The 25,479-nt window shown below is 64.8% G+C and carries 24 protein-coding genes and 1 pseudogene; 8 read left to right on the forward strand and 17 right to left on the reverse strand.

Features of this window, described 5'->3' with window-relative positions; genetic code table 11:
* Window positions 1–33: 33 nt before the first annotated feature.
* Window positions 34–432 carry a YbaY family lipoprotein gene (locus ACGLHT_RS12865; protein ID WP_274119687.1) on the forward strand — a complete coding sequence of 133 codons (399 nt, stop codon included), beginning with the start codon at window positions 34–36 and terminating at the stop codon, window positions 430–432.
* Between the two features lie 33 nt (window positions 433–465).
* Window positions 466–1,155, forward strand: coding sequence for a DUF4197 domain-containing protein (locus ACGLHT_RS12870; protein WP_025337957.1), 690 nt, complete (start codon window positions 466–468; stop codon window positions 1,153–1,155).
* 129 nt (window positions 1,156–1,284) lie between these two features.
* On the opposite strand, the gene ACGLHT_RS12875 is transcribed toward ACGLHT_RS12870, so the two are convergent.
* Together ACGLHT_RS12875 and ACGLHT_RS12880 are read right to left on the reverse strand one after the other, a co-directional pair.
* The gene (locus ACGLHT_RS12875) at window positions 1,285–4,350 is read right to left on the reverse strand and encodes an efflux RND transporter permease subunit (protein WP_274119688.1); all 3,066 of its coding nucleotides are present in this window, start codon (window positions 4,348–4,350) and stop codon (window positions 1,285–1,287) included.
* Window positions 4,351–4,356: 6 nt separating this feature from the next.
* Window positions 4,357–5,457, reverse strand: coding sequence for an efflux RND transporter periplasmic adaptor subunit (locus ACGLHT_RS12880; RefSeq protein ID WP_274079233.1), 1,101 nt, complete (start codon window positions 5,455–5,457; stop codon window positions 4,357–4,359).
* Window positions 5,458–5,553: 96 nt separating this feature from the next.
* Between ACGLHT_RS12880 and ACGLHT_RS12885 the strand changes: the two are divergent.
* Both ACGLHT_RS12885 and ACGLHT_RS12890 read left to right on the forward strand, forming a co-directional pair.
* Window positions 5,554–5,957, forward strand: a pseudogene (locus ACGLHT_RS12885) (DUF5801 repeats-in-toxin domain-containing protein); the annotation flags it as partial.
* A 336-nt stretch (window positions 5,958–6,293) separates the two neighbouring features.
* On the forward strand, window positions 6,294–6,935 hold the full coding sequence (locus ACGLHT_RS12890; RefSeq protein WP_274119806.1) for a TetR/AcrR family transcriptional regulator: 642 nt from the start codon (window positions 6,294–6,296) through the stop codon (window positions 6,933–6,935).
* A 161-nt stretch (window positions 6,936–7,096) separates the two neighbouring features.
* Here ACGLHT_RS12890 and ACGLHT_RS12895 read toward each other — a convergent pair whose 3' ends face one another.
* Window positions 7,097–7,873 (reverse strand): class I SAM-dependent methyltransferase, encoded by a 777-nt coding sequence (locus ACGLHT_RS12895; RefSeq protein WP_274119807.1) that lies wholly within the window; start codon window positions 7,871–7,873, stop codon window positions 7,097–7,099.
* Window positions 7,874–7,976: 103 nt separating this feature from the next.
* Here ACGLHT_RS12895 and ACGLHT_RS12900 point away from each other — a divergent pair, with 103 nt between their 5' ends.
* Window positions 7,977–8,597, forward strand: a complete 621-nt coding sequence (locus ACGLHT_RS12900; protein ID WP_025337950.1) for a hypothetical protein — start codon at window positions 7,977–7,979, stop codon at window positions 8,595–8,597.
* Window positions 8,598–8,609: 12 nt separating this feature from the next.
* Here ACGLHT_RS12900 and ACGLHT_RS12905 read toward each other — a convergent pair whose 3' ends face one another.
* The 7 genes from ACGLHT_RS12905 to ppc form a co-directional block, all read right to left on the reverse strand.
* Entirely contained in the window at window positions 8,610–9,299 is a 690-nt protein-coding gene (locus ACGLHT_RS12905; protein ID WP_274119689.1) for an extensin family protein, read from the reverse strand.
* The gene (locus ACGLHT_RS12910) at window positions 9,299–10,129 is read right to left on the reverse strand and encodes an oxaloacetate decarboxylase (RefSeq protein ID WP_025337948.1); all 831 of its coding nucleotides are present in this window, start codon (window positions 10,127–10,129) and stop codon (window positions 9,299–9,301) included. Before ACGLHT_RS12910 ends, ACGLHT_RS12905 begins: the two co-directional genes overlap by 1 nt.
* Before the next feature lie 28 nt (window positions 10,130–10,157).
* Entirely contained in the window at window positions 10,158–11,027 is an 870-nt protein-coding gene (locus ACGLHT_RS12915) for a DUF72 domain-containing protein (protein ID WP_085587642.1), read from the reverse strand.
* Window positions 11,028–11,030: 3 nt separating this feature from the next.
* Window positions 11,031–11,321, reverse strand: coding sequence for a hypothetical protein (locus ACGLHT_RS12920; protein WP_025337946.1), 291 nt, complete (start codon window positions 11,319–11,321; stop codon window positions 11,031–11,033).
* A 131-nt stretch (window positions 11,322–11,452) separates the two neighbouring features.
* Window positions 11,453–12,127 carry a tRNA (adenosine(37)-N6)-threonylcarbamoyltransferase complex dimerization subunit type 1 TsaB gene (tsaB, locus tag ACGLHT_RS12925; RefSeq protein ID WP_137163121.1) on the reverse strand — a complete coding sequence of 225 codons (675 nt, stop codon included), beginning with the start codon at window positions 12,125–12,127 and terminating at the stop codon, window positions 11,453–11,455.
* 305 nt (window positions 12,128–12,432) lie between these two features.
* On the reverse strand, window positions 12,433–13,083 hold the full coding sequence (gene adk / locus ACGLHT_RS12930) for an adenylate kinase (RefSeq protein WP_003259830.1): 651 nt from the start codon (window positions 13,081–13,083) through the stop codon (window positions 12,433–12,435).
* Window positions 13,084–13,340: 257 nt separating this feature from the next.
* Window positions 13,341–15,968, reverse strand: a complete 2,628-nt coding sequence (gene ppc / locus ACGLHT_RS12935; RefSeq protein ID WP_274119690.1) for a phosphoenolpyruvate carboxylase — start codon at window positions 15,966–15,968, stop codon at window positions 13,341–13,343.
* A gap of 283 nt (window positions 15,969–16,251) precedes the next feature.
* Between ppc and ACGLHT_RS12940 the strand changes: the two genes are divergently transcribed.
* From ACGLHT_RS12940 to ACGLHT_RS12950, 3 genes are all read left to right on the forward strand, one after another.
* A complete protein-coding gene (locus tag ACGLHT_RS12940) occupies window positions 16,252–16,593 on the forward strand; it encodes a pilin assembly protein (RefSeq protein ID WP_137163119.1) in 342 nt (113 codons plus the stop codon).
* Between the two features lie 451 nt (window positions 16,594–17,044).
* Complete coding sequence (locus tag ACGLHT_RS12945) at window positions 17,045–17,458, forward strand: DUF4398 domain-containing protein (protein WP_112250987.1); 414 nt, start codon at window positions 17,045–17,047, stop codon at window positions 17,456–17,458.
* Window positions 17,459–17,508: 50 nt separating this feature from the next.
* Window positions 17,509–18,300, forward strand: a complete 792-nt coding sequence (locus tag ACGLHT_RS12950; RefSeq protein ID WP_025337942.1) for an OmpA family protein — start codon at window positions 17,509–17,511, stop codon at window positions 18,298–18,300.
* A gap of 161 nt (window positions 18,301–18,461) precedes the next feature.
* Here the strand turns inward: ACGLHT_RS12950 and ACGLHT_RS12955 are convergent, their stop codons facing one another.
* The 7 genes from ACGLHT_RS12955 to prfB all read right to left on the reverse strand — a co-directional run bounded on the left by ACGLHT_RS12955 (window position 18,462) and on the right by prfB (window position 25,268).
* On the reverse strand, window positions 18,462–18,788 hold the full coding sequence (locus tag ACGLHT_RS12955; protein ID WP_137163118.1) for a hypothetical protein: 327 nt from the start codon (window positions 18,786–18,788) through the stop codon (window positions 18,462–18,464).
* Window positions 18,785–19,708: an alpha/beta hydrolase gene (locus tag ACGLHT_RS12960; protein ID WP_137163117.1), complete on the reverse strand. Its 924-nt coding sequence runs from the start codon at window positions 19,706–19,708 to the stop codon at window positions 18,785–18,787. The genes ACGLHT_RS12955 and ACGLHT_RS12960 overlap by 4 nt, the downstream gene beginning before the upstream one ends.
* Complete coding sequence (locus tag ACGLHT_RS12965) at window positions 19,680–20,957, reverse strand: flavohemoglobin expression-modulating QEGLA motif protein (protein WP_025337939.1); 1,278 nt, start codon at window positions 20,955–20,957, stop codon at window positions 19,680–19,682. Before ACGLHT_RS12965 ends, ACGLHT_RS12960 begins: the two co-directional genes overlap by 29 nt.
* Window positions 20,958–21,088: 131 nt before the next feature.
* Window positions 21,089–21,637, reverse strand: coding sequence for a hypothetical protein (locus tag ACGLHT_RS12970; protein ID WP_003258915.1), 549 nt, complete (start codon window positions 21,635–21,637; stop codon window positions 21,089–21,091).
* 29 nt (window positions 21,638–21,666) lie between these two features.
* Window positions 21,667–22,371, reverse strand: coding sequence for a TetR/AcrR family transcriptional regulator (locus tag ACGLHT_RS12975; RefSeq protein ID WP_025337938.1), 705 nt, complete (start codon window positions 22,369–22,371; stop codon window positions 21,667–21,669).
* Between the two features lie 205 nt (window positions 22,372–22,576).
* Window positions 22,577–24,079 carry a lysine--tRNA ligase gene (gene lysS, locus ACGLHT_RS12980; RefSeq protein ID WP_013971217.1) on the reverse strand — a complete coding sequence of 501 codons (1,503 nt, stop codon included), beginning with the start codon at window positions 24,077–24,079 and terminating at the stop codon, window positions 22,577–22,579.
* A gap of 93 nt (window positions 24,080–24,172) precedes the next feature.
* Window positions 24,173–25,268 (reverse strand): peptide chain release factor 2 gene (gene prfB / locus ACGLHT_RS12985; RefSeq protein WP_108480361.1). Its coding sequence is split into 2 segments (ribosomal slippage): window positions 24,173–25,195 and window positions 25,197–25,268, totalling 1,095 coding nucleotides; the frame shifts between segments, so codons are not numbered across the junction.
* Between the last annotated feature and the right edge of the window lie 211 nt (window positions 25,269–25,479).

Consider the following 25,479-nt stretch of genomic DNA (forward strand, 5'->3'; position numbering starts at 1 on the left):
CCACAAGCCAACGCCAAGGACTTCGGAGATACCATGAAAAAGCTCTTTATGCTGTGTTGCGCATCCTTGCTCGCAGCCTGTTCCAGCCACACCCCGTCCAACCAGGCCAGCCTGGATGGCGAAGTCTTCTACCTGCAGCGCAGCGCCCTGCCACCTGCCGCCACCCTCAGCGTGGAACTGCAGGACGTCTCGCTGATGGACGCCCCGGCGGTGACCCTGGCCCGCCAGGCCGGCCCGGTCAAAGGCAACGTACCGCTGCCGTTTCACCTCACCTTCGACCCGGCCCAGGTCAAGCCCGGCCACCGCTATGCGGTAAGCGCGCGCATCGAGCTGGACGGCAAGCTGCTGTTCATCAACACCGAACATCACGGCGTCATGCTCGACGGCACTGACCCACAGCCCGTGCGGATCAAGGTCGATCCGGTTCGCTGATACCCGTATTCATCTGTCTACAAGGAAAGCTTCATGATCCGCACTTCCCTGCGTTTCACCACCCTGTGCGCCGGCCTGCTGCTGTCGGCCAGTGCCCTGGCCCTGTCGCTGGGCGACCTGACCCAGAAAGACGCCACCGGCGGCCTGAAGGATGCCCTGACCCAAGGCGCACAACTGGCCGTCAAGCAGCTGAGCACCCCGGGCGGCTTCAGCAACAACCCGGACGTGCGCATCGAACTGCCAGGCAACCTGGGCAAGGCCGCCAAGGCGATGAAGATGTTCGGCAAGGGTGAACAGGTCGAAGCCCTGGAAACCAGCATGAACAAGGCCGCCGAGGCTGCCGTGCCGCAGGCCCAGGCGATTCTGGTAGATGCCGTGAAGAACATGAGCGTGACCGATGCCAAGGGCATCCTCAGCGGCGGTGACGACTCGGCTACCCAGTACCTGAACAAGAGCAGCCGCGAGCAGATCCGCGCCAAGTTCCTGCCGATCGTCAAGCAGGCTACCGACAAGGTTGGCCTGGCTCAGCAGTACAACAACTTTGCCGGGCAGGCCGTGGCGTTGGGTGTGGTCGATGCCAAGAGCGCCAGCATCGAGAACTACGTGACTGAAAAGGCACTGGATGGCCTGTTCGAGATGATTGCCAAGCAGGAGCAGAGCATTCGCCAGAACCCGGCTGAAGCGGCTACCAGCCTGGCCAAGAAGGTCTTCGGCGCCCTCTGAGGGCCCCCTGGGGGCTGCTTTGCAGCCCATCGCGACACAAGGCCGCTCCTACATAGATCGGCGAATGCAGGACCTTTGTGGGAGCGGCCTTGTGTCGCGATAGGAGGGCAAAGCCCTCCCCTGCGGCCTTCAGCCCTTCTTCACCCTGAACCAAGCCGCATACAACGCCGGCAAGAACAGCAGGGTCAGCACCGTGGCCACGATCAACCCGCCCATGATCGCCACCGCCATCGGCCCGTAGAACACACTGCGCGACAACGGAATCATCGCCAGCACCGCTGCCAGTGCGGTCAGCACGATCGGGCGGAAGCGCCGCACCGTGGCTTCGATGATCGCCTGCCAGCGCTCCAGCCCCGCCGCGATGTCCTGCTCGATCTGGTCCACCAGGATCACCGAGTTGCGCATGATCATCCCCGCCAGGGCAATGGTGCCGAGCATGGCGACAAAGCCGAACGGCTGGCGGAACACCAGCAGGAACAGGGTCACGCCAATCAGCCCCAGCGGCGCGGTGAGGAACACCATCACCGTGCGCGAGAAGCTGCGCAGCTGGATCATCAGCAAGCTCAGCACCACCACCACGAACAGCGGCATGCCGGCATTCACCGACTTCTGCCCGCGCTCTGAGTCCTCCACCGTGCCGCCCACTTCCAACAAATAGCCATCCGGCAGCTTGGCGCGGATGTCATGCAGGGTCGGTTCTATCTGCTTCACCAGCGTCGCCGGCTGCTCCTTGTCGTAGATATCGGCGCGCACGGTCACCGTCGGCAAGCGGTTACGGTGCCAGATGATGCCTTCCTCGAAGCCGTACTCCAGAGTCGCAACCTGCGACAGCGCCACGCTCTGGCCATTGTCGGTCGGCAATGCCAGGCTGCCGAGGTTGCCCAGCTCGTTGCGTTCCTGGCGGGTGCCGCGCAGCAGGATCTCGATCAGCTCGTTGTCCTCGCGGTACTGGCTGACCGTGGTGCCGGTCAGCGAGCTTTGCAGGAAGCTCGACAGGTGCGCGGTGCTCACGCCCAGGGCGCGGGCGCGGTCCTGGTCGATCTCGAGGAACACCGCCTTGCTCGGCTCCTCCCAGTCCAGGTGAACGTTGACCACATGCGGGTTCTGGCGCACCTTGTCGGCCACTTCGCGGGCCAGCGCACGCGCCGTCTCGATGTGCTCGCCAGTCACCCGGAACTGCACCGGGTAACCCACGGGCGGGCCGTTTTCCAGGCGGGTGACCCGGGCACGCAGGTCGGGGAACTGCTGGTCCACGGTGCTGATCAGCCAGCTGCGCAGGCGCTCGCGGTCTTCCATCGACTTGGCCAGTACCACGAACTGGGCGAAGCTGGCCGCCGGCAGCTGCTGGTCCAGCGGCAGGTAGAAACGCGGCGAACCGGTGCCCACATAGGCCACGTAGTTGTCGATACCCTCCTGCTGCTTGAGCAACGCCTCCAGTTGCTTGACCCGCTCGGCGGTGTTGGCCAGCGAGGCACCCTCGGCCAGTTTCAGGTCGACCATCAGTTCCGGCCGCCCGGAGGCCGGGAAGAACTGCTGGGGCACGAAGCGGAACAGCAGGATACTGCCGACAAAGGCGGCAATAGTCAGCAGGATCACCGTCTTGCGCCGCCGCACGCACCACTCCACCACACGCCGCACCCGCTGGTAGAACGGTGTGGCGTAAGGGTCTGGCGCGTGGCCATCCTTGCCATGGCGCGCGGCATGCAGCCTGGCCAAGTCCGGCAGCAGGCGCTCGCCCAGGTAAGGCACGAATACCACGGCGGCCACCCAGGAGGTCAGCAAGGCGATGGTCACCACCTGGAAGATCGAACGGGTGTATTCGCCCGTACTGGAGGCTGCCGTGGCAATGGGCAGGAAGCCCGCCGCCGTGATCAGGGTGCCGGTGAGCATCGGGAAGGCGGTGCTGCTCCAGGCGTAGCTGGCCGCCTTGAGGCGGTCGTAGCCCTGCTCCATCTTGATCGCCATCATCTCCACGGCAATGATCGCATCATCGACCAGCAAGCCCAGGGCCAGCACCAGCGCGCCAAGGGAGATCTTGTGCAGGCCGATGCCGAAGTAGTGCATGGCGGCGAAGGTCATGGCCAGCACCAGCGGGATGGCCAGCGCCACCACCAGCCCCGTGCGCAGGCCCAGCGAGAAGAAGCTCACCAGCAGCACGATGACCAGCGCCTCGACCAGCACCTGGACAAACTCGCCCACGCCAGCCTTGACCGCCGCTGGCTGGTCCGAGACCTTGCGCAGCTCCATGCCGGCCGGCAGGCTGCGCGCCAGGCGCTCGAACTCGCTTTCCAATGCCTTGCCCAGCACCAGGATGTCGCCGCCGTCCTTCATCGAAACCGCCAGGCCAATGGCATCCTCGCCCATGAAGCGCATGCGCGGTGCGGGTGGGTCGTTGAAGCCGCGGTGCACCTCGGCCACATCGCCGATACGGAAGGTGCGGTCCCCCACGCGGATGGGGAACTGGCGAATCTGCTCGACGCTGTCGAAGCGCCCGCTCACCCGCAGTTGCAGGCGCTCGCTGGGCGTTTCGAAGAAGCCGGCGGTGCTGACCGCATTCTGCTCCTGCAGGGCCTGCTGCACGGCCTCCAGCGGCACGCCGAGGGTGGCCAGCTTGAGGTTGGACAGCTCGATCCAGATTTTCTCGTCCTGCAGGCCGATCAGCTCGACCTTGCCCACGTCCTTGACCCGCTGCAACTGGATCTGGATACGGTCGGCATAGTCCTTGAGCACCGCGTAATCGAAGCCCTCACCCGTCAGCGCATAGATATTGCCGAAGGTAGTGCCGAACTCGTCATTGAAGAACGGGCCCTGGATTTCCGGCGGCAAGGTGTGGCGGATGTCCGCGACCTTCTTGCGGATCTGGTACCACAGCTCGGGGATGTCCTTGGAATGCAGCGAGTCGCGGGCCATGAAGGTGACCTGCGATTCGCCCGGGCGAGAGAACGACACGATCCGCTCGTACTCGCCGGTTTCCATCAGCTTCTTCTCGATACGCTCGGTGACCTGGCGCGACACTTCCTCGGCAGTGGCACCGGGCCACAGGGTACGGATGACCATGGCCTTGAAAGTGAACGGCGGGTCCTCGCTCTGGCCGAGTTTGGTGTAGGACATGGCGCCAATGGCCGCCAGCAGGATCATCAGGAACAGGACGATCTGGCGGTTGCGCAGCGCCCAGGCAGAAAGGTTGAAACCCATCGGGACTTACTCCTTGGCCGTCAGGTTCACTACGCGGTTGGTACGGTCCACGGGGCGTATCTCCTGGCCCTCGCGTAATACATGGCCACCCGCGGCGACTACCCAGTCGCCGGGAGCGAGGCCTTCGAGCACGGGCACGCTGTCGGCGCCGTAGGGCCCCAGGCGCACCACTGCCCGCTCCAGGCGGCTGTCCTTGTTGACCCGCCAGACGTAGGCCTGGCCGTTTTCCGCAGTGACTGCCGACAGCGGCACCGCCAGCGGGATCAGCCCTTCGTGGGCGATGAACACCCGGGCGCTCTGGCCCAGCTCCGCCGGCGTGGCGGCCGTGGTAAAGGCGATGCGGGCAGCAAAGGTGCGCGAACGCGGGTCGGCGGCCGGTGACAACTCGCGGATACGCCCCTGAAAGCGCTCTTGCGGGTGCGACCACAACTCCACGCTCACCGGCTGGCCCACGGCGAAGCGGGCGAACTGCTGCTCCGGCAGGCCGATGGCCACTTCCCGCTCGCCATCGGCGGCCAGGGTGAACACGGTCTGCCCTGCGGCGACCACCTGGCCCACTTCCACCTGGCGCTTGGCAATCACCCCGGCCTGGGGTGCGCGCAGCACAGCATATTCAGCCTGGTTGCCAGCCACGTCGAACTCGGCCTTGGCCTGTTTCAGCCGGGCCAGGCCGGCGCGGTAGAGGTTTTCGGCGTTGTCGAACTGGGAATGGCTGACCATCTGCCGGTCCAGCAGCTTCTGGTAGCGATCGCGCTCGGCGCGCACCAGCGACAGGTTGGCCTCGGCGGCCGCCAGCTGGGCACGGTTGGCTTCCAGTTGCAGGCGCACATCCTGCGGGTCCAGCTCGGCCAGCGGCTGGTCGGCCTTGACCCGCTGCCCTTCCTCGACCAGGCGTTTGCTGACCTTGCCGCTAATGCGGAAAGCCAGTTCCGGCTCGAAGCGCGCCCGCACTTCGCCGGGGTAACTGTCGGCAGCGGCTTCGGCCGGCTGCGGCTGCACCACCAGCGCCGGGCGCGGCGCTGCAGGTGGGGCGGCTTCCTGGCCGCACGCCGCCAGCAACAGCACGGCAGCGGCGGACAGAGCGATGGACAAGGCATGGCGCAACATGATGAATCCTTTCGCGGAGGGCACATTCAATATTTGTACTGGAGAGTATATTAAATCAGGCAACGGATGCCGGGAAGAGGCGGCAAGATCTAGACGGTGGAATACCAGCCGCTGAAGCACCCGAACACGGGCAATCCTGACGATGCCGTCAATCTGCTGAACAAGGTGTTCATCGGCATCGCCGCCAACTTCACCTCGGCCTTCGGCAACGATGGTGCCGGTACGCTCACCTATGCCCTGCGCGTCGTGACGAGCGCCTCTGGCCTGACCGACACGGCCACCGGCTCGGCAGTCAACCTGTCGCTCAATGGCGCCGTGGTGGAAGGCCGTTCGCCATCGGCAACCATCTGGTGTTCACCGTAAGCGTCGCCAGCAACGGTTCCGTTACCCTCGACCAGCTTCGCGCCATCGTGCACCCCGACACCAGTAACCCCGATGACTCGAAGATCCTGACCGCCAACAACCTGGTGACCTTGACTGCGACCAAGACCGACGGAGATCGTGTTCTTCTCCGCCAAAGCACTCGCCTCGACGGCGAATCCTCGACCAGTACGATGCCAAGCACGCCCTCCTCGATGGCCTGGGCAACGGGGACGGTCTCGTACACCCCCTTGAGCACCAGCACTTTCATTCCGCCAGTGCGCGCGAGTTCGGCAACTACCCCGAGCGGGTCCAGCGCATCTGGAACCCGTCAATTTTTCGCCATGCGTTGGGCTTTGTTGCACTCGATCTCCTACCTCACTGTCGATCAGCTTTTCGCTGACAAACAGCAGGTTTTGCCCGCAGGCTTTAGCCGGATGGCGCCTGACCCGTTAAGATGGTGTTTCTTTAACCAGATGCAGACCACAATGTCCAACGACGCCCCCATCGGCCCGGGCCGGCCCAAGGATCTGGCCAAACGCGAGGCGATTCTCGAAGCAGCCAAGGCCCTGTTCCTCAGCCTTGGCTACGCCAACACCAGCATGGATGCGGTCGCTGCGGCGGCAGGTGTTTCAAAGCTCACCGTATACAGCCACTTCACCGACAAGCAGACGCTTTTCGGCTCGGCGGTCATGGCAACCTGCCAGATCCAGTTGCCCGACCTGCTGTTCGAGTACCCCGAGGGGGCGCCGCTGGAAGAGGTGCTGCTGACCATTGCCCGTGGCTTCCAGGCGCTGATCAGCAGCGATGAAGCGGTCAAGCTCAGCCGCCTGATCATGGCCCAGGGCAGCCTGGACCCGAGCTTTGGCGAGTACTTCTACGAAGCCGGGCCCAAGCGCGTGCTGGCGGGGATGGAAGCATTGCTGCGCGGGGCGCACGAGCGCGGGCTGCTGCGCATCGACAACCCGCTGCGTGCGGCGGAGCACTTCTTCTGCCTGGTCAAGGGCGCACCGGATTACCGATTGCTGCTGGGGTGCGCGGGGCCGCTGGAGGGGGATGAGGCCGAGGCGCATGTGCGCGAGGTAGTTGGGGTGTTCTTGCGGGCATTCCGCCCCTGAAGCAATGTCAATGACATACATGGCATTCAAGCAGCGCGGTCATTGTGGGAGCGGGTGTGCCCGCGAACACCGGCGGAGCCGGTGCCAGGCACCGAGTTGCCGACTTCGCGGGCACGCCCGCTCCCACAATGACCCGCGCTAGCCGGCCACATCGGGAAAGCTCAGGCCTTGAGGGCCTTCTTCGGGTAAATGTCATACCGGCTCGACTTGCCCTCCAGGCTGTGGCTCGGCTTCGGCCCGTCGATGGCCGGCGCCTTGCGCGGCCGCTTCACCACCACCCGGTGGCTGGCCAGCGCCAGGGCAGCTTCGAGCAGGGCCGGGGCATCCAGGTCATCACCGACCAATGGGCGGAACACACGCATTTCCTTCTTCACCAGCGCACTCTTGTCCCGGTGCGGGAACATCGGGTCGAGGTAGATCACCTGTGGCGCCTCGCCTTCCCAGGCGCGCATGCGCTCGATGGCGTTGCCGGTCAGCAGGCGCATGCGCCCCACGATCGGCCCCACCTCTTCATCCGACCGCGCCCGCGCCAGGCCATCCTCCAGCAACGCGGCAATCAGCGGCTGGCGTTCGATAAGGGTCATCTGGCAGCCCAGGCTGGCCAGCACGAACGCGTCCTTGCCCAGCCCGGCGGTGGCATCCAGCACCTGCGGACGCACGCCTTGGGCAATGCCCACCGCCTTGGCGATCATCTGCCCGTTGCCACCACCGAACATGCGCCGGTGCGCGGCCTGGCCTTCGACAAAGTCGACCCGCACCGGCCCCGGGGCCTGCGGGCCCAATTGCTGGATCTGCAAGCCATCAACGCCCACCTGCACGGCAAACCCGGCAGCATCGTCCAGCAGCGGCAACTCAAGGCGCTGTGCCCATGCAGCGGCTTGCGCCTCGAATTCAGCCGACAGCGCCTCGACCCGGATACCTGTGCCCTGCTCTTCCATCATTCACACCTAGAAATTGAACCCAGCCGTTAATGTACCGGCTACTTCGGCCGATACAGGCAATATCCCGCTATTCTGCCAGAGCACAACGCGCGCGACTGCCATGTCAGATACTCTTCCCATCGGCTTGACCTACCTGTCGCCTGTCGGCAACTACAGTCAGCACAACACCCAGGCACTCGGGGGCGTCAGCCACCTGTGGCAGGATTTTTTTGCCCGGGCCATGGCCGAGCAGCAGGAAGAGCCGGTAGACAGCGTCAGCCAGTCGTTCGTGCAATACGACCAGAGCAGCGGCGAGCCGATCGGCGGCGCCCGTGCGCTGGCCCTGATCGACGCCCAGCGTGCCTGCCCGGTACACGACACCGAGGTGGCACCGCCCGAGCCACTGTTCCTGCCCAAGGCAGAACTCGAAGCCAACCTGCTGCCGCCCGCCCCCGAGCCGTTCAGCGCAGTCGAGTTGATCGAGCAGCAGCGCCAGCTCGACATCAGCAACAGCTGGCTACGCCCGGTGGTGATGAGCCAAGGTCACCCGATTGCCGAACCCGGCCCCGGCCCTACCCCACGCTCGCTGTTCCTGCCGATCGCCGAGTTCGAGACCAACCTGCTGGACCCGGCGCCCGAACCGTTCGATGACGCCACCCTGGCCAAGCAGCAGACCGACCTGGAGTTCGACATCCACTGGGCACGCCCGGTGGTGCTGAACAACGTGCGCGCCCACGCCTGAACGCGCCCACGCTCAACGACAGATCTGCCAGCGGCCCATGTCCACATGAAAGTGGTTGTGGTGTGCAGCGTTGTAGTCCGGCCCCAGTACCGTGCTGAAGCTGTCACAGGCCGCCTGCTGCACCTGACGAAGGAATTCCGCTTTCTGCCCGCCCGCCTGCCAGTCCCGCGCAAGGACGATGCGCTGGCCGTCCCGCAGGCGAAAGCCACTGATGTCCAAGGCATCGGCCGTGGCGTGCTGGCTCAGCCGGCCCTGCTTGCGGTGGTAGACATTGCGGCAGGCAAAACTGCCCAGGTGGTCGACCTGAACCACCGGCTGCCCCAACACCCGTTGCGCTACAGGCTGCAGGCCATGGTTTTCGAACAGTGCATACGCCACTGCCAACGGACAACTGGCCAGGAAGCTGCCGCCGAGCCGCGCCTGACCACCGTCGATACGCCATACGTTTCGCAATGGGCAGTCGGCAGCAGCCGAACTGTCGGCTTGTGCCCGGTAGCGCAACTGGCTGGTTTGAAGTGCCAGGCGACACAGCATCGGGTCATCACGAAGGCGGGACAGCTTGTAGGGGGTCAGCAGGTTGGGGGGCTGACGCACGTCCAGCGGCGCCCACGGGTTCCACGCGGCGGGCAGCCGCCAACCCAGGTGCCAGGCCAGCCCCGCAAGCAACGACAGGCCGGCCAGCAACGCCAGCACGGCCCTCATCAGCGGCGGAACAGGTCGTTGAGTTGGGCGAACGGCAGCGCCTGCTCACCGTAGCCGAAGGTGCCCTCATCGCGAATCTCCAGCGCAGCCCGGTGGAAGGCCCCCAACGCGGCACGGGCAAGCGACGAGCCGACGCTGATGCGGCGTACACCCAGGTCCTGCAACTGGTTGACGCTCAGCGGCACGCCCGCCATGCCCATCAGCACATTCACCGGCCGCGGCGCGACGGCCTGCACCACCGCGCGGATTTCCTCGACAGTACGCAGCCCGGGCGCATAGAGCACATCAGCACCGGCCTCGGCATAGGCCTGCAGGCGCAGGATGGTATCGTCCAGGTCCATGCGCCCGTGCAGCAGGTTCTCTGCCCGGGCGCACAGGGTGAACGGGAACGGCAGGCTGCGTGCGGCCTGCACGGCTGCGCGCACACGCTCTACTGCCAGCCCGAAATCATAGATCGGCGTATCGCTGTGACCACTGGCATCCTCGATAGAGCCACCCACCAAGCCGACTTCGGCGGCCCGCAGAATGGTCTGGGCGCAATCTTCGGGCAGGTCGCCAAAGCCGTTCTCCAGGTCAGCGGCCACCGGCAAGGGGGTAGCGTCGACAATCTCGCCAGCATTATCGAGGGTATCGTCCAGGCTCAAGGCGCCTTCGGCGTCCGGACGGCCCAGGCTGAAAGCCAGGCCTGCACTGGTGGTGGCCAGCGCCTCGAAGCCCAGGCTGGCCAGCAACTTGGCCGAGCCGGCATCCCACGGGTTGGGGATGACGAAGGCGCTGTCACGCTCGTGCAGGGCCTTGAAGGCTTCGGCTCGCAGGGTTTGCACATCCATGGTTCAACCTCCGGCAGTCAGGAAAAGGTCAGAGTAGCCCCAGTTGTTCGACCTCGGGGGTGCGCGGCAATTCCGGCAACGCGGCAAGGCCCGGCAGGCGCTGCATCAGGCGTTGGTGAAAGCGCTGGGCCAACGCGGCGGCCAGGCGGTTGTCCGAGGTGTGCAGGAAGATGTAGGGGTTGCGGCCTTCCTCGATCCAGGCGGCGACCTTGTCCACCCAGGGGGTAAGAAAGGCCTCGTTGGCCTCCAGCTGCGGGTGGCCGATGAAGCGCACCTGCGGGTGCTGGCTGAAGGCTGCCGGGCGTGGCGGTACCTTGGGCTTCTTCGCCTGCGCATGCAGCACGGCGGGGTCACGGGAGGTGCAGCTGAACAAGGCACGCGGGTCGAGGCAGATACGCTCCACGCCACGCTCATGCAGCAGGCGGTTGAGCAACCGCTCTTCTTCACCCTTGGCGAAGAAGGCCTGGTTGCGCACCTCCACGGCCACCGGCACTCCGACTTCGTCAAGGAAGTGGCAAAGCTCGCCCAGCCGTGCGGGGCTGAACTGGGCCGGCAACTGCAGCCAGTACGGCGCTACGCGCTGGCCCAGCGGGGCCATCAGGCGGGTGAAGTCAAAGGCCGGTTCCAGCTGATCGCGCAGGTCGCCTTCATGGCTGATGTCCCGCGGGAACTTGGCAGTGAAGCGGAAGTGTTCGGGCATGATCTGCGCCCAGCGCGCAATGGTGCCGGGTGCGGGACGTGCGTAGAAAGTGGTATTGCCCTCGACGGCGTTGAACACCTGGCTGTAGTAGCCGAGCATTTCACTGCTGTTGGCGTCGGCGGGATACAGGTAGTCGCGCCAGGCGTTTTCGCTCCAGGACGGGCAACCGAGAAAATAAGGCAGTGGTGATGGACTCATCCACTAAATGTACAGGTCGAGCCCCAGCACTTCCATGTCCCAGTCGGTAAAACCGGCGGTGCTCAGGTAGCTGGCCAATGCGGTAGCGGTGCGGCGGTCACGGGCGCGGGGGAAGATCATGTCCTGCTGGCGGGCTGGCAGGCCACCGCTGCGACGGCGGGCGGTGGCTTCCTGAGGGGCGGTTTCGACCTCCTCGATCACCTCGGCATCATCGATGGCCTCGTCACGCACCGCTGCCTTGCGTGGGGTGCGCTTGATCGGGTAGGACTGCGATGAGAAACCGTCGATACGCATGGCATGAGCACTCAGAACCAATGATGGCAATTTAGCAGCATCAGGGTTCCATCGCTAATGCTCGAGTGATAACTGGACCACAGATCGCGCAAAAGGTTTTAGTGTCATCGGCGATAACCGACGAACAACACTCAGCGCTTCTTGGGTGTCGCTACATTATCGCGCAGGTAGACCGGTTGTGCCTGTTCGGCAACGATCGCCTCGCCGCGTGCCCAGGCAAAGCTGGCCAGGCTGAGGATGTCCAGGGCGTTGGGCAAGGCACTGGCATTGCTGGCTGCCACCTGCACCGCCAGGCGCTCGGCATAGCCCCAACCGGTACCGGCACCGAACCACTCGCCAGCGCTGCCCGCCGGCAGCACCACCTGCTCGGGCGGCAGCACTGCCTCCTGGCCGACCAGGCGCATTTCGCCCTCGGTGGCCTGATAGCAGCCCCAATACACTTCATCCATGCGCGCATCGATGGCGGCCGCCACTTGCTGCACGCCGTGCTCGCGCAGCGCGCCCTGGGCCAGTGCGGCCAGGTTGGACACCGGCAAAACCGGGCGCTCCAGGGCGAAGGCCAGGCCCTGGACCACACCGATGGCAATGCGCACGCCGGTGAACGCGCCCGGGCCACGGCCAAAGGCGATGGCATCCAGCGCATTCAGCGCCACGCCGGACTCGGCCAGCAGCTGCTTGATCATCGGCAGCAGCTTCTGGGCATGCATGCGCGGGATCACCTCGTAATGGCTGGTTACCTTGCCGTCATGCAGCAGTGCGACGGAACAGGCTTCGGTGGCGGTATCCAGGGCCAGGAGGGTGGTCATCGAACGGGTATCCAGGTACTAGGGGGAAAAGAGCGGCAGTATAGAGCAGCGGCGGCGTTGTGTCCCGAAGGGGCAGCCGTACGGCCATTGCCCGCTCGGCTGGCGCGGTCCCTGTAGGAGCGGCCTTGTGTCGCGATGGGCCGCAAAGCGGCCCCTGCAATTTTCGCGGCGAAGCTGAGTTTTTGGGGCCGCTGCGCGCCCCATCGCGACACAAGGCCGCTCCTACAGGGATCGCATGTGGCAACAGGGCCACAAACGACAACGGCCCGCAAGCGGGCCGTTGTCGAGGTGCGTCGGGCGCTGGATCAGCTCAGGGCTGCCAGGACCTTGGCAGTGATGGCTTCGACCGAGCCGACGCCTTCGATGTGGCTGTACTTCGGCTTGCCGGCATTGGCGGCGGACAGCTTCTGGTAGAAGTCCACCAGCGGCTTGGTCTGGCTGTGGTAGACCGACAGGCGATGGCGAACGGTCTCTTCCTTGTCGTCATCACGCTGGATCAGGTCTTCACCCGTCTCGTCGTCCTTGCCTTCCACTTTCGGCGGGTTGTACTGAATGTGGTAGGTGCGGCCCGAGGCCAGGTGCACGCGGCGGCCAGCCATGCGGCCGACGATTTCCTCGTCGTCCACGGCGATCTCCACGACGGCGTCGATGTCGACACCGGCAGCGACCATGGCTTCGGCTTGCGGGATGGTACGTGGGAAGCCATCGAACAGGCAGCCCTTGGCGCAATCAGGCTGGGCGATGCGCTCCTTGACCAGGCTGATGATCAACTCGTCGGAGACCAGCTGGCCGGCATCCATGACTTTCTTCAGTTCCAGGCCCAGCGGGGTACCGGCCTTGACGGCGGCACGCAGCATGTCACCGGTGGAAATCTGGGGGATACCGAACTTTTCGGTGATGAACTTTGCCTGAGTACCTTTACCGGCCCCGGGAGCTCCCAGCAGAATTACGCGCATCTCGTGCTCCTCAAATTTTTTTATGAAATTCAATGGATTCGGCGACCAGGGCCAAGTCCGGAAAATCGGGTATGACCATAAATCGGTCAGAAGGCTGCTCAAGATACACAGCGCCCGGCAGCCAGACAAGCGTCCCAAAGTTGCAGGAATGCGCCACCTACGGCTGGCCTGGCAGGCGGTTGCGCCCGGCGCAACCACCCTCTTCGCCCACTTCCACGCCCCGCACGGTACCTGCCCGGGAAGCCCCAGGCCTACCCTCAGCCGGTGTTGCGCAGGCCGGCTGCAATACCCGCCACAGTCACCAGCAAGGCCTGCTCCAACGGGCTGTCCAGAGCGGCTTCGCGGCTGCGCGAGCGGGCCAGCAACTCGGCCTGCAGGCGGTGCAACGGGTCCAGATAGGTATTGCGCAGGCTGATGAATTCCAGCGTCTCGGGGCTGTGCGCCAGTAGCACCGGCTGCCCGGTAAGGCCCAGTACCACCTGGCACGACTGCGACAATAGGTCGCGCAGGTGCGCACCCAAAGGCAGCAAGTGCGGTTGCACTAGACGTTCGTCGTAGGCCTCGGCGATCTGCGCATCGGCCTCGGCCAGCACCATCTCGAGCATGTCGATGCGGGTGCGGAAGAACGGCCATTGCTCGCGCATCTGCGCCAGCAGTTCACCCTGGCCACGGGCCAGGGCATTGTTCAATGCCGTTTCCCAGCCAAGCCAGGCCGGCAGCATCAGACGGGTCTGGGTCCAGCCGAAGATCCACGGAATGGCCCGCAGGCTTTCGATGCCACCGGCGCGGCGCTTGGCCGGGCGGCTGCCCAGCGGCAGGCGCCCCAGTTCCTGCTCCGGGGTGGACTGGCGGAAGTACTCGACAAAATCGGGGTTCTCCCGCACCACGCCGCGGTAGGCCTTGACGCCATCGGCGGCCAGCTGGTCCATCACCTCGCGCCAGGCCGGCTGCGGTGGTGGCGGTGGCAACAAGGTGGCTTCGAGCACGGCGGCCAGGTACAGGTTCAGGTTCTGCTCGGCGATGCCCGGCAAGCCGAACTTGAAGCGGATCATCTCGCCCTGCTCGGTGGTGCGGAAGCGCCCGGCCACCGAACCCGGTGGCTGCGACAGGATCGCCGCGTGGGCCGGGCCACCGCCGCGGCCTACCGTGCCGCCACGGCCGTGGAACAGCAGCAACTCGACCTGGTGCTCGGCGCAGATACGCACCAGGTTTTCCTGGGCCCGGTACTGCGCCCAGGCCGCAGCCGTGGTACCAGCGTCCTTGGCCGAGTCGGAATAGCCGATCATCACTTCCTGCGGGCCGCGCAGGTTGGCGCGGTAGCCTGGCAGGCCGAGCAGGCGCTGCATCACCGGGCCGGCATTGTCGAGGTCGGCCAGGGTCTCGAACAGCGGCACCACGCGCATGGGCCGAGTCAGGCCGGCCTCCTTCAACAGCAGCTGCACCGCCAGCACATCCGAGGCAGCACCGGCCATGGAGATGACGTAAGAGCCCAGCGAGGCGGCCGGCGCGGCGGCAATTTCCCGGCAGGTGGCCAGTACCTCGGCGGTATCGGCCTGTGGCTTGAAGTGCGCGGGCAGCAGTGGCCGGCGGTTTTTCAGCTCGGCCTGGAGGAACTCGATGCGCTGCTCTTCATCCCAGTCGGCATAGCGCCCCAGGCCCAGGTAGTCGGTAATCTCGCTCAACGCATCACGGTGGCGGGCGGCGTCCTGGCGCACGTCCAGGCGGACCAGGAACAGGCCGAAGGTCACGGCGCGGCGCAGGCAGTCGAGCAACGGGCCTTCGGCGATCACACCCATGCCGCAGGCGTGCAGGGACTGGTAGCACAGCTCCAGCGGCGCGATCAGGTCGCGGTTGTCCACCAGCACCTCGGCACTGGCCGGCTGGCTGCTGGTCAATGCCGAATGCGCCCAGGCGCGCGTCGCCCGCAGGCGATCGCGCAGTTGCTTGAGCAGCGAACGGTAGGGTTCGGCACTGTCGCCGACCCGCTCGCGCAGGGCATCGTCGGCCTGCTGCATGGACAACTCGGACGCCAGCGCATCGATGTCGCGCAGGAACAGGTCGGCAGCCATCCAGCGCGCCAGCAGCAGGACTTCGCGGGTGACCGCTGCGGTCACGTTGGGGTTGCCATCACGGTCACCGCCCATCCACGAGGCGAAGCGGATCGGCGCCGCCTCCAGCGGCAGGCGCAGGCCGGTAGCCTCCAGCAGGGCCTTGTCGACCTTGCGCAAGTGGCTGGGGATGGCGTGCCACAGCGAATGCTCGATCACCGCAAAGCCCCACTTGGCTTCGTCCACCGGCGTCGGTCGGGTGCGGCGGATTTCTTCGGTGTGCCAGGCCTCGGCGATCAGCCGGCGCAGGCGCTCGCGCACCTGCTGGCGTTCGCCCGGGGTCAGGTCGCGGTGGTCCTGGGCTGCCAGTTGGCCGGCGATGGCGTCGTACTTCTGGATCAGGGTGCGGCGGGCCACTTCGGTGGGGTGAGCGGTGAGCACCAGCTGGATGTCGAGCTTGGCCAATTGCCGGGCCAGGGCATCATTGCTGTGCCCGGCCTGCTTCAGGCGCGCCAGCAGCTCGGGCAGCACCCGGGCCTCGAACGGCTCGGGCTGGTCGGCGTCGCGGCGGCGGATCAACTGGTACTGCTCGGCCATGTTGGCCAGGTTAAGGAACTGGTTGAAGGCCCTGGCCACGGGTAGCAAGTCTTCATCGGCCAGGTCCGCCAGGGTCGAGCTCAGTTGCTCGCCGGCAACGCGGCGGTCGGCCTTGGCACTGTGGCGGATGTCCTCGATCTTCTGCAGGAACGCCTCGCCATGCTGCTGGCGAATGGTGTCGCCGAGCAGCTCACCCAACACATGGACATCTTCACGCAAACGCACATCGATATCGGTCATTGGCCCTCTCTCCGGCGCGGCTCTGGCGCATTGCATCCCTTTTTCAGCCTTTACGCGATCCCCTGTGGGGGCGGGTTCACCCGCGAAGCATCCAGCGCGGTGCCTGGCACCGGCTGCGCCGGTGTTCGCGGGTGAACCCGCTCCCACAGGGGTGCGCGGTATTCGCCCCAAGAGTGCCCACAGCCAGGCGCCGATGGCAAGCCGTGATCGGCCAAAGCAAACTAAAGTGAAAGCACGACACTCCCATGCATTGCAGCCCTTTCAGGCGTCAACAGAGGTCATCATGAAAATCCGTGAACTCGCCCAGCACTGGGAACAGAATGCCGCCGGTACCCTCAGCCCCACGGGCCATGTCCTGCATCTGGACCTTGAGTCCGAAGCGCGCCTGGCCGCGCTGATCGACATGTACCCCAAGCGCACCGCCGAGGAACTGCTCGGTGAGCTGGTCGCGGCAGCCCTCGAGGAACTGGAAGCCAGCTTCCCCTATGTGCAAGGCCGCCAGGTCATTGCCACCGATGAGGAAGGCGACCCGCTGTACGAGGACATCGGTCCTACACCGCGCTTTCTGTCACTTTCGCGAAAGCATCTGCACGCCCTGAGCAACCCTGGGGCCGATAGCGAATAGCGAAGGTGTAGGTCATGAGTTTTGTAGCGCCCGGGAGATCGAGCGCCGCCCGCGCGGCGCTTCGCAGCGCAAGGCTGCTCCTACATCTGTTTCGGGCCGGTAACGCCTGTGCCAGTGCACGCGACCGCCTTGTTCGTACAACGCGATATCGAGCCATGCCCCAAAGCGTTCGCGCACAAACCTCACAGGAATAATTGGCCCGAAACAGATGTAGGAGCAGCCTTGCGCTGCGAAGCGCCGCGCGGGCGGCGCTCGATCTCCCAGGCGCCACAAACCCCAAACATGATCAATTTTTTCTGAACTATCCGAAAAACGCGCCAGTCACAGCCAATAGCCATCACGCTAAAACCCTGCACACCTGCCGTTGTGCACCGTTGAGCTGAAGCGCGTGCACGTGTCAGGGAACGAGCGATGGACTGCTACGGACAACGTCGTAAACAGGAGTGATCCAATGGAACTGACCACCAAGAACACCCGCATCTACAAACCCTCATCCACTCATGTGCGCGGGTTCAAGCTGGCAGCGCTGGCCCTGGGCAGCAGCCTGGTCCTGGCCGGCTGTGCGGGCAACCCGCCCACCGAGCAGTATGCAGTCACCCAGTCCGCCGTGAACTCGGCCGTCAGCGCTGGCGGCACCGAGTTCGCCGCCGTGGAAATGAAAGCGGCACAGGACAAGTTCAAGCAGGCCGAGATCGCCATGCATGACAAGAAGTACGACGACGCCAGGCGCCTGGCCGAACAGGCCGAGTGGGACGCCCGCCTCGCCGAACGCAAGGCCCAGGCGGCCAAGGCCCAGAAGGCCGTGCAGGATGCCCGCGAGGGCGTTCAGGACGTACGTGAGGAAGGCCTGCGCAGCGCTCAGTGAGCCCTGCCCCGCCCACCTCGGCCTTCGCACACGATCAAAGGATGAACACTATGCGCAACTACGTCATGATTCCCGCCCTGCTGGCCCTGAGCGTCGGCCTTGCTGCCTGCTCGCACGACCCTAACGCCAACCTCGAATCGGCCCGCACCAACTTCTCCTCGCTGCAGAGCGACCCGCAATCGAGCAAGGTTGCCGCGCTGGAGACCAAGGACGCCCAGGACTGGCTGAACAAGGCCGACAAGGCCTACATGGACCGTGAAGACGAGAAGAAGGTCGACCAGTTGGCCTACCTGACCAACCAGCGCGTCGAGGTGGCCAAGCAGACCATCGCCCTGCGCACCGCCGAAGGCGAACTGAAGAACGCCTCGGCCCAGCGCGCCCAGGCCAAGCTGGACGCCCGCGACGCACAGATCGCCAAGCTGCAGGACAGCCTCAACGCCAAGCAGACCGACCGCGGCACGCTGGTCACCTTCGGTGACGTGCTGTTCGACTTCAACAAGGCCGAACTCAAGAGCAACGCCTACCCGAACGTCACCAAGCTGGCGCAGTTCCTCCAGGAAAACCCGGAACGCAAGGTGATCGTCGAGGGTTACACCGACAGCGTCGGCTCGGCCAACTACAACCAGGGCCTGTCGGAGCGCCGCGCCAACAGCGTGCGCATGGCACTGGTACGTGCCGGCGTCGACCCGGCGCGCATCGTCGCCCAGGGCTATGGCAAGGAGTACCCGGTAGCGGACAACTCGAGCAATTCGGGGCGTGCGCAGAACCGTCGGGTGGAGGTGACCATCTCCAACGACAACCAGCCGGTAGCACCACGCTCGGTGAGCCAGGTACAGCAGTAAGGCTGGCTAGCTGAACTGACAAGCCCCGCGATCGAAGCGGGGCTTTCTTTTGCCTGTTCCGGCCTCTTCGCGGCTAAAGCCGCTCCCACAGGGACTGGCGCGGTCCCTGTAGGAGCGGCTTTAGCCGCGAAAGGGCCAGCACAGGCAGCAGAGATAATGGCTCACTGCACCTGCTGCGGGGTTTCCTCGCCCATGCAACGCACCGCGCGCTTGCGGTTGTCCACCAGCACCCCGGTCAGGCCTTTCTGCTGGGTGTCGAACAGCACCAGCACGCCATCGACGCATTGGGCCACTTGTGCCGCCGGGTCCAGCGAGACCTTGTAGTCCTCGCCGGGGATGGTCTTGAGCATGGTGAAGTCCTGCAACAACAGGGCATCCTCGGGCTTGGCAAAATGCAGGTAACCGTAGTACCACAAGGCCCCCACCGTCACGATGATGCTGCCGACACCGGTCAGGATCAGCGGGATGGCGTTGCGTTCTTCACTCATTGCTTGTTCTTCTCGTCAGGGTAATTGGGTACTTCGGCCAGCCGCCGCAGGCCGTTGAAATGGCTGGGGTCGTCGAGGAAACGCAGCATCACCTGGCGCCAGGTCCGGTCGGCGAAGGTCTGCACGTGGCCACCACGGGTCAGCTGCAGCACCCGCGGCGCTGGCGCGTGCTGGTACAGGCGGATGCCATTGTCCATCGGCACCAGGGTGTCGTCGATGCTGTGGAAGAACAGCTTGGGCGGGCTGCTCAGCTGCTCGATCGAGCGGATCGCGCTGTCGCCGTCCGGCACCAGCCACGACAGCGGCACCTGCAGCGGCCAGGTCATCCACGAGGTGCTGAGGGCAAAGCGCCCGACCGCACGGTAACTGGCCGGCACACCGTCGAACACCAGGGCACTGAAACGCTGGCGCTGCTCCGGGTGGGCCGCCAGGTAGTGAATGGCCATGGCCCCGCCAAGGCTCTGCCCCAGCAGTACCAGCGGCTTGCCCTTGACCTCGGGGGCCTGCTCCAGCCAGGCCATGGCCGCGGCGATGTCCTGGTACACCTCGGGCAGGCTCGGCTCGCCCTGGGACAGGCCATAGCCGCGGTAATCGATCATCAACACCTGGTAGCCCTGTTCCGGCAGCCAGTAGCTGCCGCCCAGGTGCCCAGGCAGGTTGCCGCCATTGCCATGCAGGTGCAGCACCGTGCCCTTGACCTCGACCCCGGCCTTGGCCGGCAACCACCAGCCGTGCAGGCGGATGCCATCAGCAGTGGTCAGGGTGACATCGCGGTACTCGAGCTTGGCCCGCTCGGGCGTGAACGGCTGGCCGCGCTCGGGATAGAACAGCAGGCTGCTGCAACCGCCCAGGCCCAGCAGGATCAAACCCAGGGCCAGCAGGCGGCAGCACTCAGAGAATGTTCGCGTAGTCGGCTTCAATGCGGTCCAGGCTCAGGTGGTTGAGGAAGTTGGAGAAGCACATCCAGGCCGACAGCGCATTGAGGTCGCGGAACTGCTCGGGCAGGTACTTGGGCGGCTCGACCAGGCCTTCCTCTACCAGCTGTCGCAGGGTACGCATGTCTTCCAGGGTGGTCTTGCCACAGAACAGCAACGGGATCTGTTCGAGCTTGCCCTTCTTCACGGCCAACTGAATGTAGTTGTAAACCATGATGAAGCCTTTGAGGTAGGACAAGTCCTTGGTAAATGGCAGGCCATTGGGCACCGACCCACGGAACACCCGGCTGGCGTTGCTGTAGCTCTGCGCCATCTCGAACCCCTGCTCGCGGAAGAAGTTGTAGATCTGCATGAAATCGGCACCCTCCTCGACCATGTGGATGGCGCGGGTGCGATTGGTGAGCTTGCGCAGGCGGCTGGGGTAGGAGGCGAAGGCGATCACCTCCATGAGGATGGCCAGGCCTTCCTGGGTCACCGTCGACGAGGGCGGGCCCTTGGCCAGGAAGGTACAGATCGGCTGGTTCAGGCCGTTGAGCGTGGTGCCAACATGCACCAGCCCTTCGTGCACCTCCAGGGCGCGCACGTCACGGGCGTTGAACATGGCGTCGGCACGCACCTTGATGTAGTCGGCCCCGGCCGCGGCATCGGCGACGATGCCGTCGGACTCGAACACACGGATGGTCTCCTCGGCCTCGCCGAACACCTTGTTCAGCCGGTGCTGGAGGATTTCCACGGCCTCCTTGGCCGTGAGGTTCTTCGGTTCGTCCTTGAGGTCGCCACGGCCATCGATGTTGTTCAGGTAGTCCGACAGCATCAGGCCGAGGTCGGCCAAGGTCGGATCACCAGCGTGGAAGGCATCCGAGGCAGCGCCGTACAGTTCCTGGGAGATCAGCCCGAAATCCTCGGTGCCGCGCGCTTCGAGCATGCGCACCACCATGCGGTATTCGCGGCACATGCGCTTCATGATCTGCCCGACCGGGTTGAACTGGCCGAGCTGGCGAATGATGTCGCGCTCGATGCCCTGGAACTCGGCCTTGACCGCGCTGGAGTCGAACGCCAGCGGGCGCGACTGGTAGTAGGCACGGTCGACGGCCGGCGGCTCCTTGCCCTTGGCCTTGAGGAAGCCCTGGCGGATGTTGTCGTCCCACTTCACCGCGTCCAGCACCCGGATCGGGGTCTGGGCCGCGACGATGCGGTCGGACAGGGCACGGATGGTTTGCTGGTATTCGTCCACCGGGGGACTCCTTATTGGAACAAAGTGCCAAGCCTTGCATTGCCTGAACCGCCCTCTTCGCGGCTAAAGCCGCTCCTACAGGTACTGCAATCCCTGTGGGAGCGGCTTCAGCCGCGAAGAAGCCAGCGCGGTCATTTGCCGGAACGCTGGAACCGCGCCACTTCAACGAACAGGTCGGAGTTGGCCGGGTCGTCCAGGTACGCCAGCACCCGCGCCGACGGGCTGTCGATCAGCACGCCGTCGCCGTTGTCCTCCGGCACCTCGGTGCTGCGCCCGGTCAGCTCCTTCTTGTCCACCGCCTGCTGCACCTGCTCGACATCCAGGTTGTAGACCACCAGTTCCTTGCCATCGACGATATCGAAACCGCCGATCAGGAAGTTGCCACCCAGGCGCTTCGGCACGCCAGCCGACAGGTACCAGCGGTTGCCGTGGCGCGACACGGTGAACACGTATTCCTCGGGGGCCTTGCCCTTGGCCGTGGCCACTGCCTTGTAGGCATCGCCGCCGCTACGGCTGATCACCAGCTTCAGCGGCTCGCCCCAGGCGTCCTTGCTGCTCCACTTGCCCAGCAGGGCCTTGGGCGCCGCCTGGTTGCTCGGCAAGGGCTCGTGGAAGGTCACCAGACAACCGCCCAGCAGCAGGAATGACAAAGTCAACAACACCACACGCCAGGCTTTCATCAGGTTCTCCTTGAAAAGTCGGTCTCGGCTCAGGCCGATGCCAGCACCAGCTGCAGGTATCGGCTAAGCATAGCGAGCATCTGCCCATCGGCTTGCGCGTTCGCATCCTTGAGCAGGCCCTGATATTCCATCTGCTCGATAATCGCCGTCAACATTTGGGCGTCCTGTTCCGGTTGCTGCGAGCCCACCACCTGCAGCAATTGGCGGGTGCCATGCAGCAGGATCTGTTCATGGGCGCACACCAGTTGAGCCAGGCGCGGGCAAAGCAGCGCCTCCTGGCGGAAGGCCTGCTCGGCCATCAGGAAGTCGCGGCGGTTCAACAGTTGCCGCTGTACGTAGTCGGCTGTCATGCGCGCTACCTCGTCAGCCAGGCGTGCCCGCGCCTGCGGGCTGCCGTCACCCTCGGCCAGCAACTGGCGCAACACCACCTCGGTATTGGCCCACAGCTTGGCCATGTAGGCGGCGCTGCGTTCGACGTACTGGGCAAAGGTATCGGTGAGCAGGTCCTCGATATCCTTGAAGTAGTAGGTGGTGGCCGACAATGGCACACCGGCCTCGGCGGCGACGGCGCGATGGCGCACACCGCGTACGCCATCGCGCACGACAATGCGCATGGCGGCGTCGAGGATCAGTTGGCGACGCTGCTCGCTGCCCTGGCGGGCAGTCTTGCGGCCTTGGTATTGCACGCTTTCGGCGACGGCGGTGGCGATGCCGGCGGCGCCCTGGTGAGGCATTGCGGGTGTCACGGGGTGTACCTCATGGACAGTGTTTCGTCAGTGCCGGCCTCTTCGCGGCTAAAGCCGCTCCCACAGGGACCGCACCAGCCTGAGGGTAGTGGGGTCCCTGTGGGAGCGGCTTTAGCCGCGAAAGGGCCGGTACAGGCAATTCAAGTGTACGGGCAAGAAAAAGCCGCCTCGAAAGGCGGCTCATTCAATTCACTCAGGCCTGCGGACGCATGTGCGGGAACAGGATCACGTCGCGGATCGACGGCGAGTTGGTCAGCAGCATCACCAGGCGGTCGATGCCGATGCCTTCACCTGCAGTCGGCGGCATGCCGTACTCCAGGGCGCGAACGAAGTCGGCGTCGTAGTGCATGGCTTCGTCGTCACCAGCGTCCTTCTCGGCCACCTGGGCCAGGAAGCGCTCGGCCTGGTCTTCGGCATCGTTGAGCTCGGAGTAGGCGTTGGCGATCTCGCGGCCACCGATGAACAGCTCGAAACGGTCGGTAACAGCCGGGTTGTCGTCGTTGCGACGGGCCAGCGGCGACACTTCGAACGGGTACTCGGTAATGAAGTGCGGCTGCTCCAGCTTGTGCTCGACCAGCTCTTCGAAAATCATCACCTGCAGCTTGCCCAGGCCTTCGTGGCCCAGCACCTTGGCGCCGGCCTTTTTGGCGATGTCGCGGGCGCGGTCGACGTCCTGCAGGTCGGCAGCGGTCAGCTCCGGGTTGTACTTGAGGATCGAGTCGAATACCGACAGGCGGGCGAACGGCTCGCCGAAGTGGAACACCTTGTCGCCGTACGGCACGTCGGTAGTGCCCAGTACCAGCTGCGCCAGCTCGCGGAACAGTTCCTCGGTGAGGTCCATGTTGTCGCGGTAGTCGGCGTAGGCCTGGTAGAACTCGAGCATGGTGAATTCAGGGTTGTGACGAGTCGAAACGCCTTCGTTACGGAAGTTGCGGTTGATCTCGAACACCTTCTCGAAGCCACCAACCACCAGGCGCTTGAGGTACAGCTCCGGCGCGATACGCAGGAACATGGCCATGTCCAGGGCGTTGTGGTGGGTTTCGAACGGCTTGGCCGCAGCACCACCCGGGATGGTTTGCAGCATCGGCGTCTCGACTTCGAGGAAGTCGCGCTCGATGAGGAACTTGCGAATGTGCGAGATCACCTGCGAACGCACACGGAAGGTGTGGCGGGTTTCTTCATTGACCATCAGGTCGACGTAACGCTGGCGGTAGCGCTGCTCGGTGTCGGTCAGGCCGTGGTGCTTGTCGGGCAGCGGGCGCAGCGACTTGGTCAGCAGGCGCACGTTGGTCATTTCGACGTACAGGTCGCCCTTGCCGGAACGGGCCAGGGTGCCTTCGGCGCTGATGATGTCGCCCAGGTCCCAGGTCTTGACCGCGGCCAGGGTTTCTTCCGGCAGGGTCTTGCGGTTGACGTAGACCTGGATACGGCCAGTCATGTCCTGAATGACCATGAACGAGCCGCGGTTGAGCATGATGCGGCCGGCAACCTTGACCGGAATCGCTGCAGCTTCCAGTTCTTCCTTGGTCTTGTCCGCATACTGCTTCTGCAGGTCGTTGCAGTAGCTGTCGCGACGGAAGTCATTGGGGAAGGCATTGCCTTTGGCGCGCTCGGCGGCAAGCTTTTCCTTGCGCAGGGCGATCAGGGCGTTTTCTTCCTGTTGCAGGTCTTGCGCTTCGGTCTTGAGGTCGCTCATTTCGTCATTCTTTCCATCAGGTGTTCGGTGCCCCTTTCGGGCAGGGCACGCGATACCGGCCCCAGGCCAGGTACCGCGGCGGTTGTGTGCGGTTTACAGCCCCTGCTTGAGGCTCGCTTCCAGGTACTGGTCGAGGTCGCCGTCCAGCACCTTCTGGCAGTCGCTGCGCTCGACACCGGTACGCAGGTCCTTGATACGCGAGTCATCCAGCACGTAGGAGCGGATCTGGTGGCCCCAGCCGATGTCCGACTTGCTGTCTTCCAGCGCCTGCGAGGCGGCGTTGCGCTTCTGCATTTCCAGCTCGTACAACTTGGCCCGCAGCATTTTCATGGCGGTGTCCTTGTTGGCGTGCTGGGAGCGTTCGTTCTGGCAGGCCACCACGGTGTTGGTCGGTACGTGGGTAATACGCACCGCCGAGTCGGTGGTGTTCACGTGCTGACCACCGGCACCGGAGGAACGGTAGGTGTCGATACGCAGGTCGGCCGGGTTGATCTCGATCTCGACCTTGTCGTCGATCTCGGGCGACACGAACACCGCCGAGAACGAGGTGTGGCGACGGGCACCTGAGTCGAACGGGCTCTTGCGTACCAGGCGGTGCACGCCGATCTCGGTGCGCAGCCAGCCGAAGGCGTACTCGCCCTTGATATGCACGGTGGCGCCCTTGATGCCGGCGACTTCACCTTCGGAAAGCTCGATGATGGTGGCATCGAAACCACGCTTGTCGGCCCAGCGCAGGTACATGCGCAGCAGGATGTTGGCCCAGTCCTGCGCCTCGGTACCACCGGAGCCGGCCTGGATGTCCAGGTAGGCGTTGTTCATGTCCATCTCGCCGCTGAACATGCGACGGAACTCGAGCTGGGCCAGTTTTTCTTCCAGGCCTTCCAGTTCGGTCACGACGTCGCCGACGGCGCCTTCGTCATTTTCCTCGACGGCCATGTCGAGCAGGTCCTGGCAGTCGGCCAGGCCACCGGACAGCTTGTCCAGGGTCTCGACGACCTGTGCCAGCATGGCACGCTCGCGGCCCAGGGCCTGGGCGTACTCGGGCTTGTTCCAGACGTTGGGGTCTTCCAGCTCGCGGTTGACTTCGATCAGGCGGTCATGCTTGTGATCGTAGTCAAAGATACCCCCGAATGGACTGGGAACGCTCGGTGAGGTCCTTGATGGTGTTCAGGATCGGTTGGATTTCCATGGGCTGGCTACTCGCACGAATTCGGTGAAAAGCCTGCGAGTATAACCGAGTCCGCCGCAGGGCGGCAGACCCGCCGGGCGCCCGAATGGCCGCAATTACTCGTGTAGGAGCGGCCTTGTGTCGCGATGGGGCGCGCAGCGGCCCCTTGCAGTATCTGCTGCGAAGCTGAATTCCGGGGCCGCTGCGCGCCCCATCGCGACACAAGGCCGCT

The organism is Pseudomonas sp. PsB, from assembly GCF_043658375.1.
In the GTDB taxonomy this organism is placed as follows: domain Bacteria; phylum Pseudomonadota; class Gammaproteobacteria; order Pseudomonadales; family Pseudomonadaceae; genus Aquipseudomonas; species Aquipseudomonas putida_Z.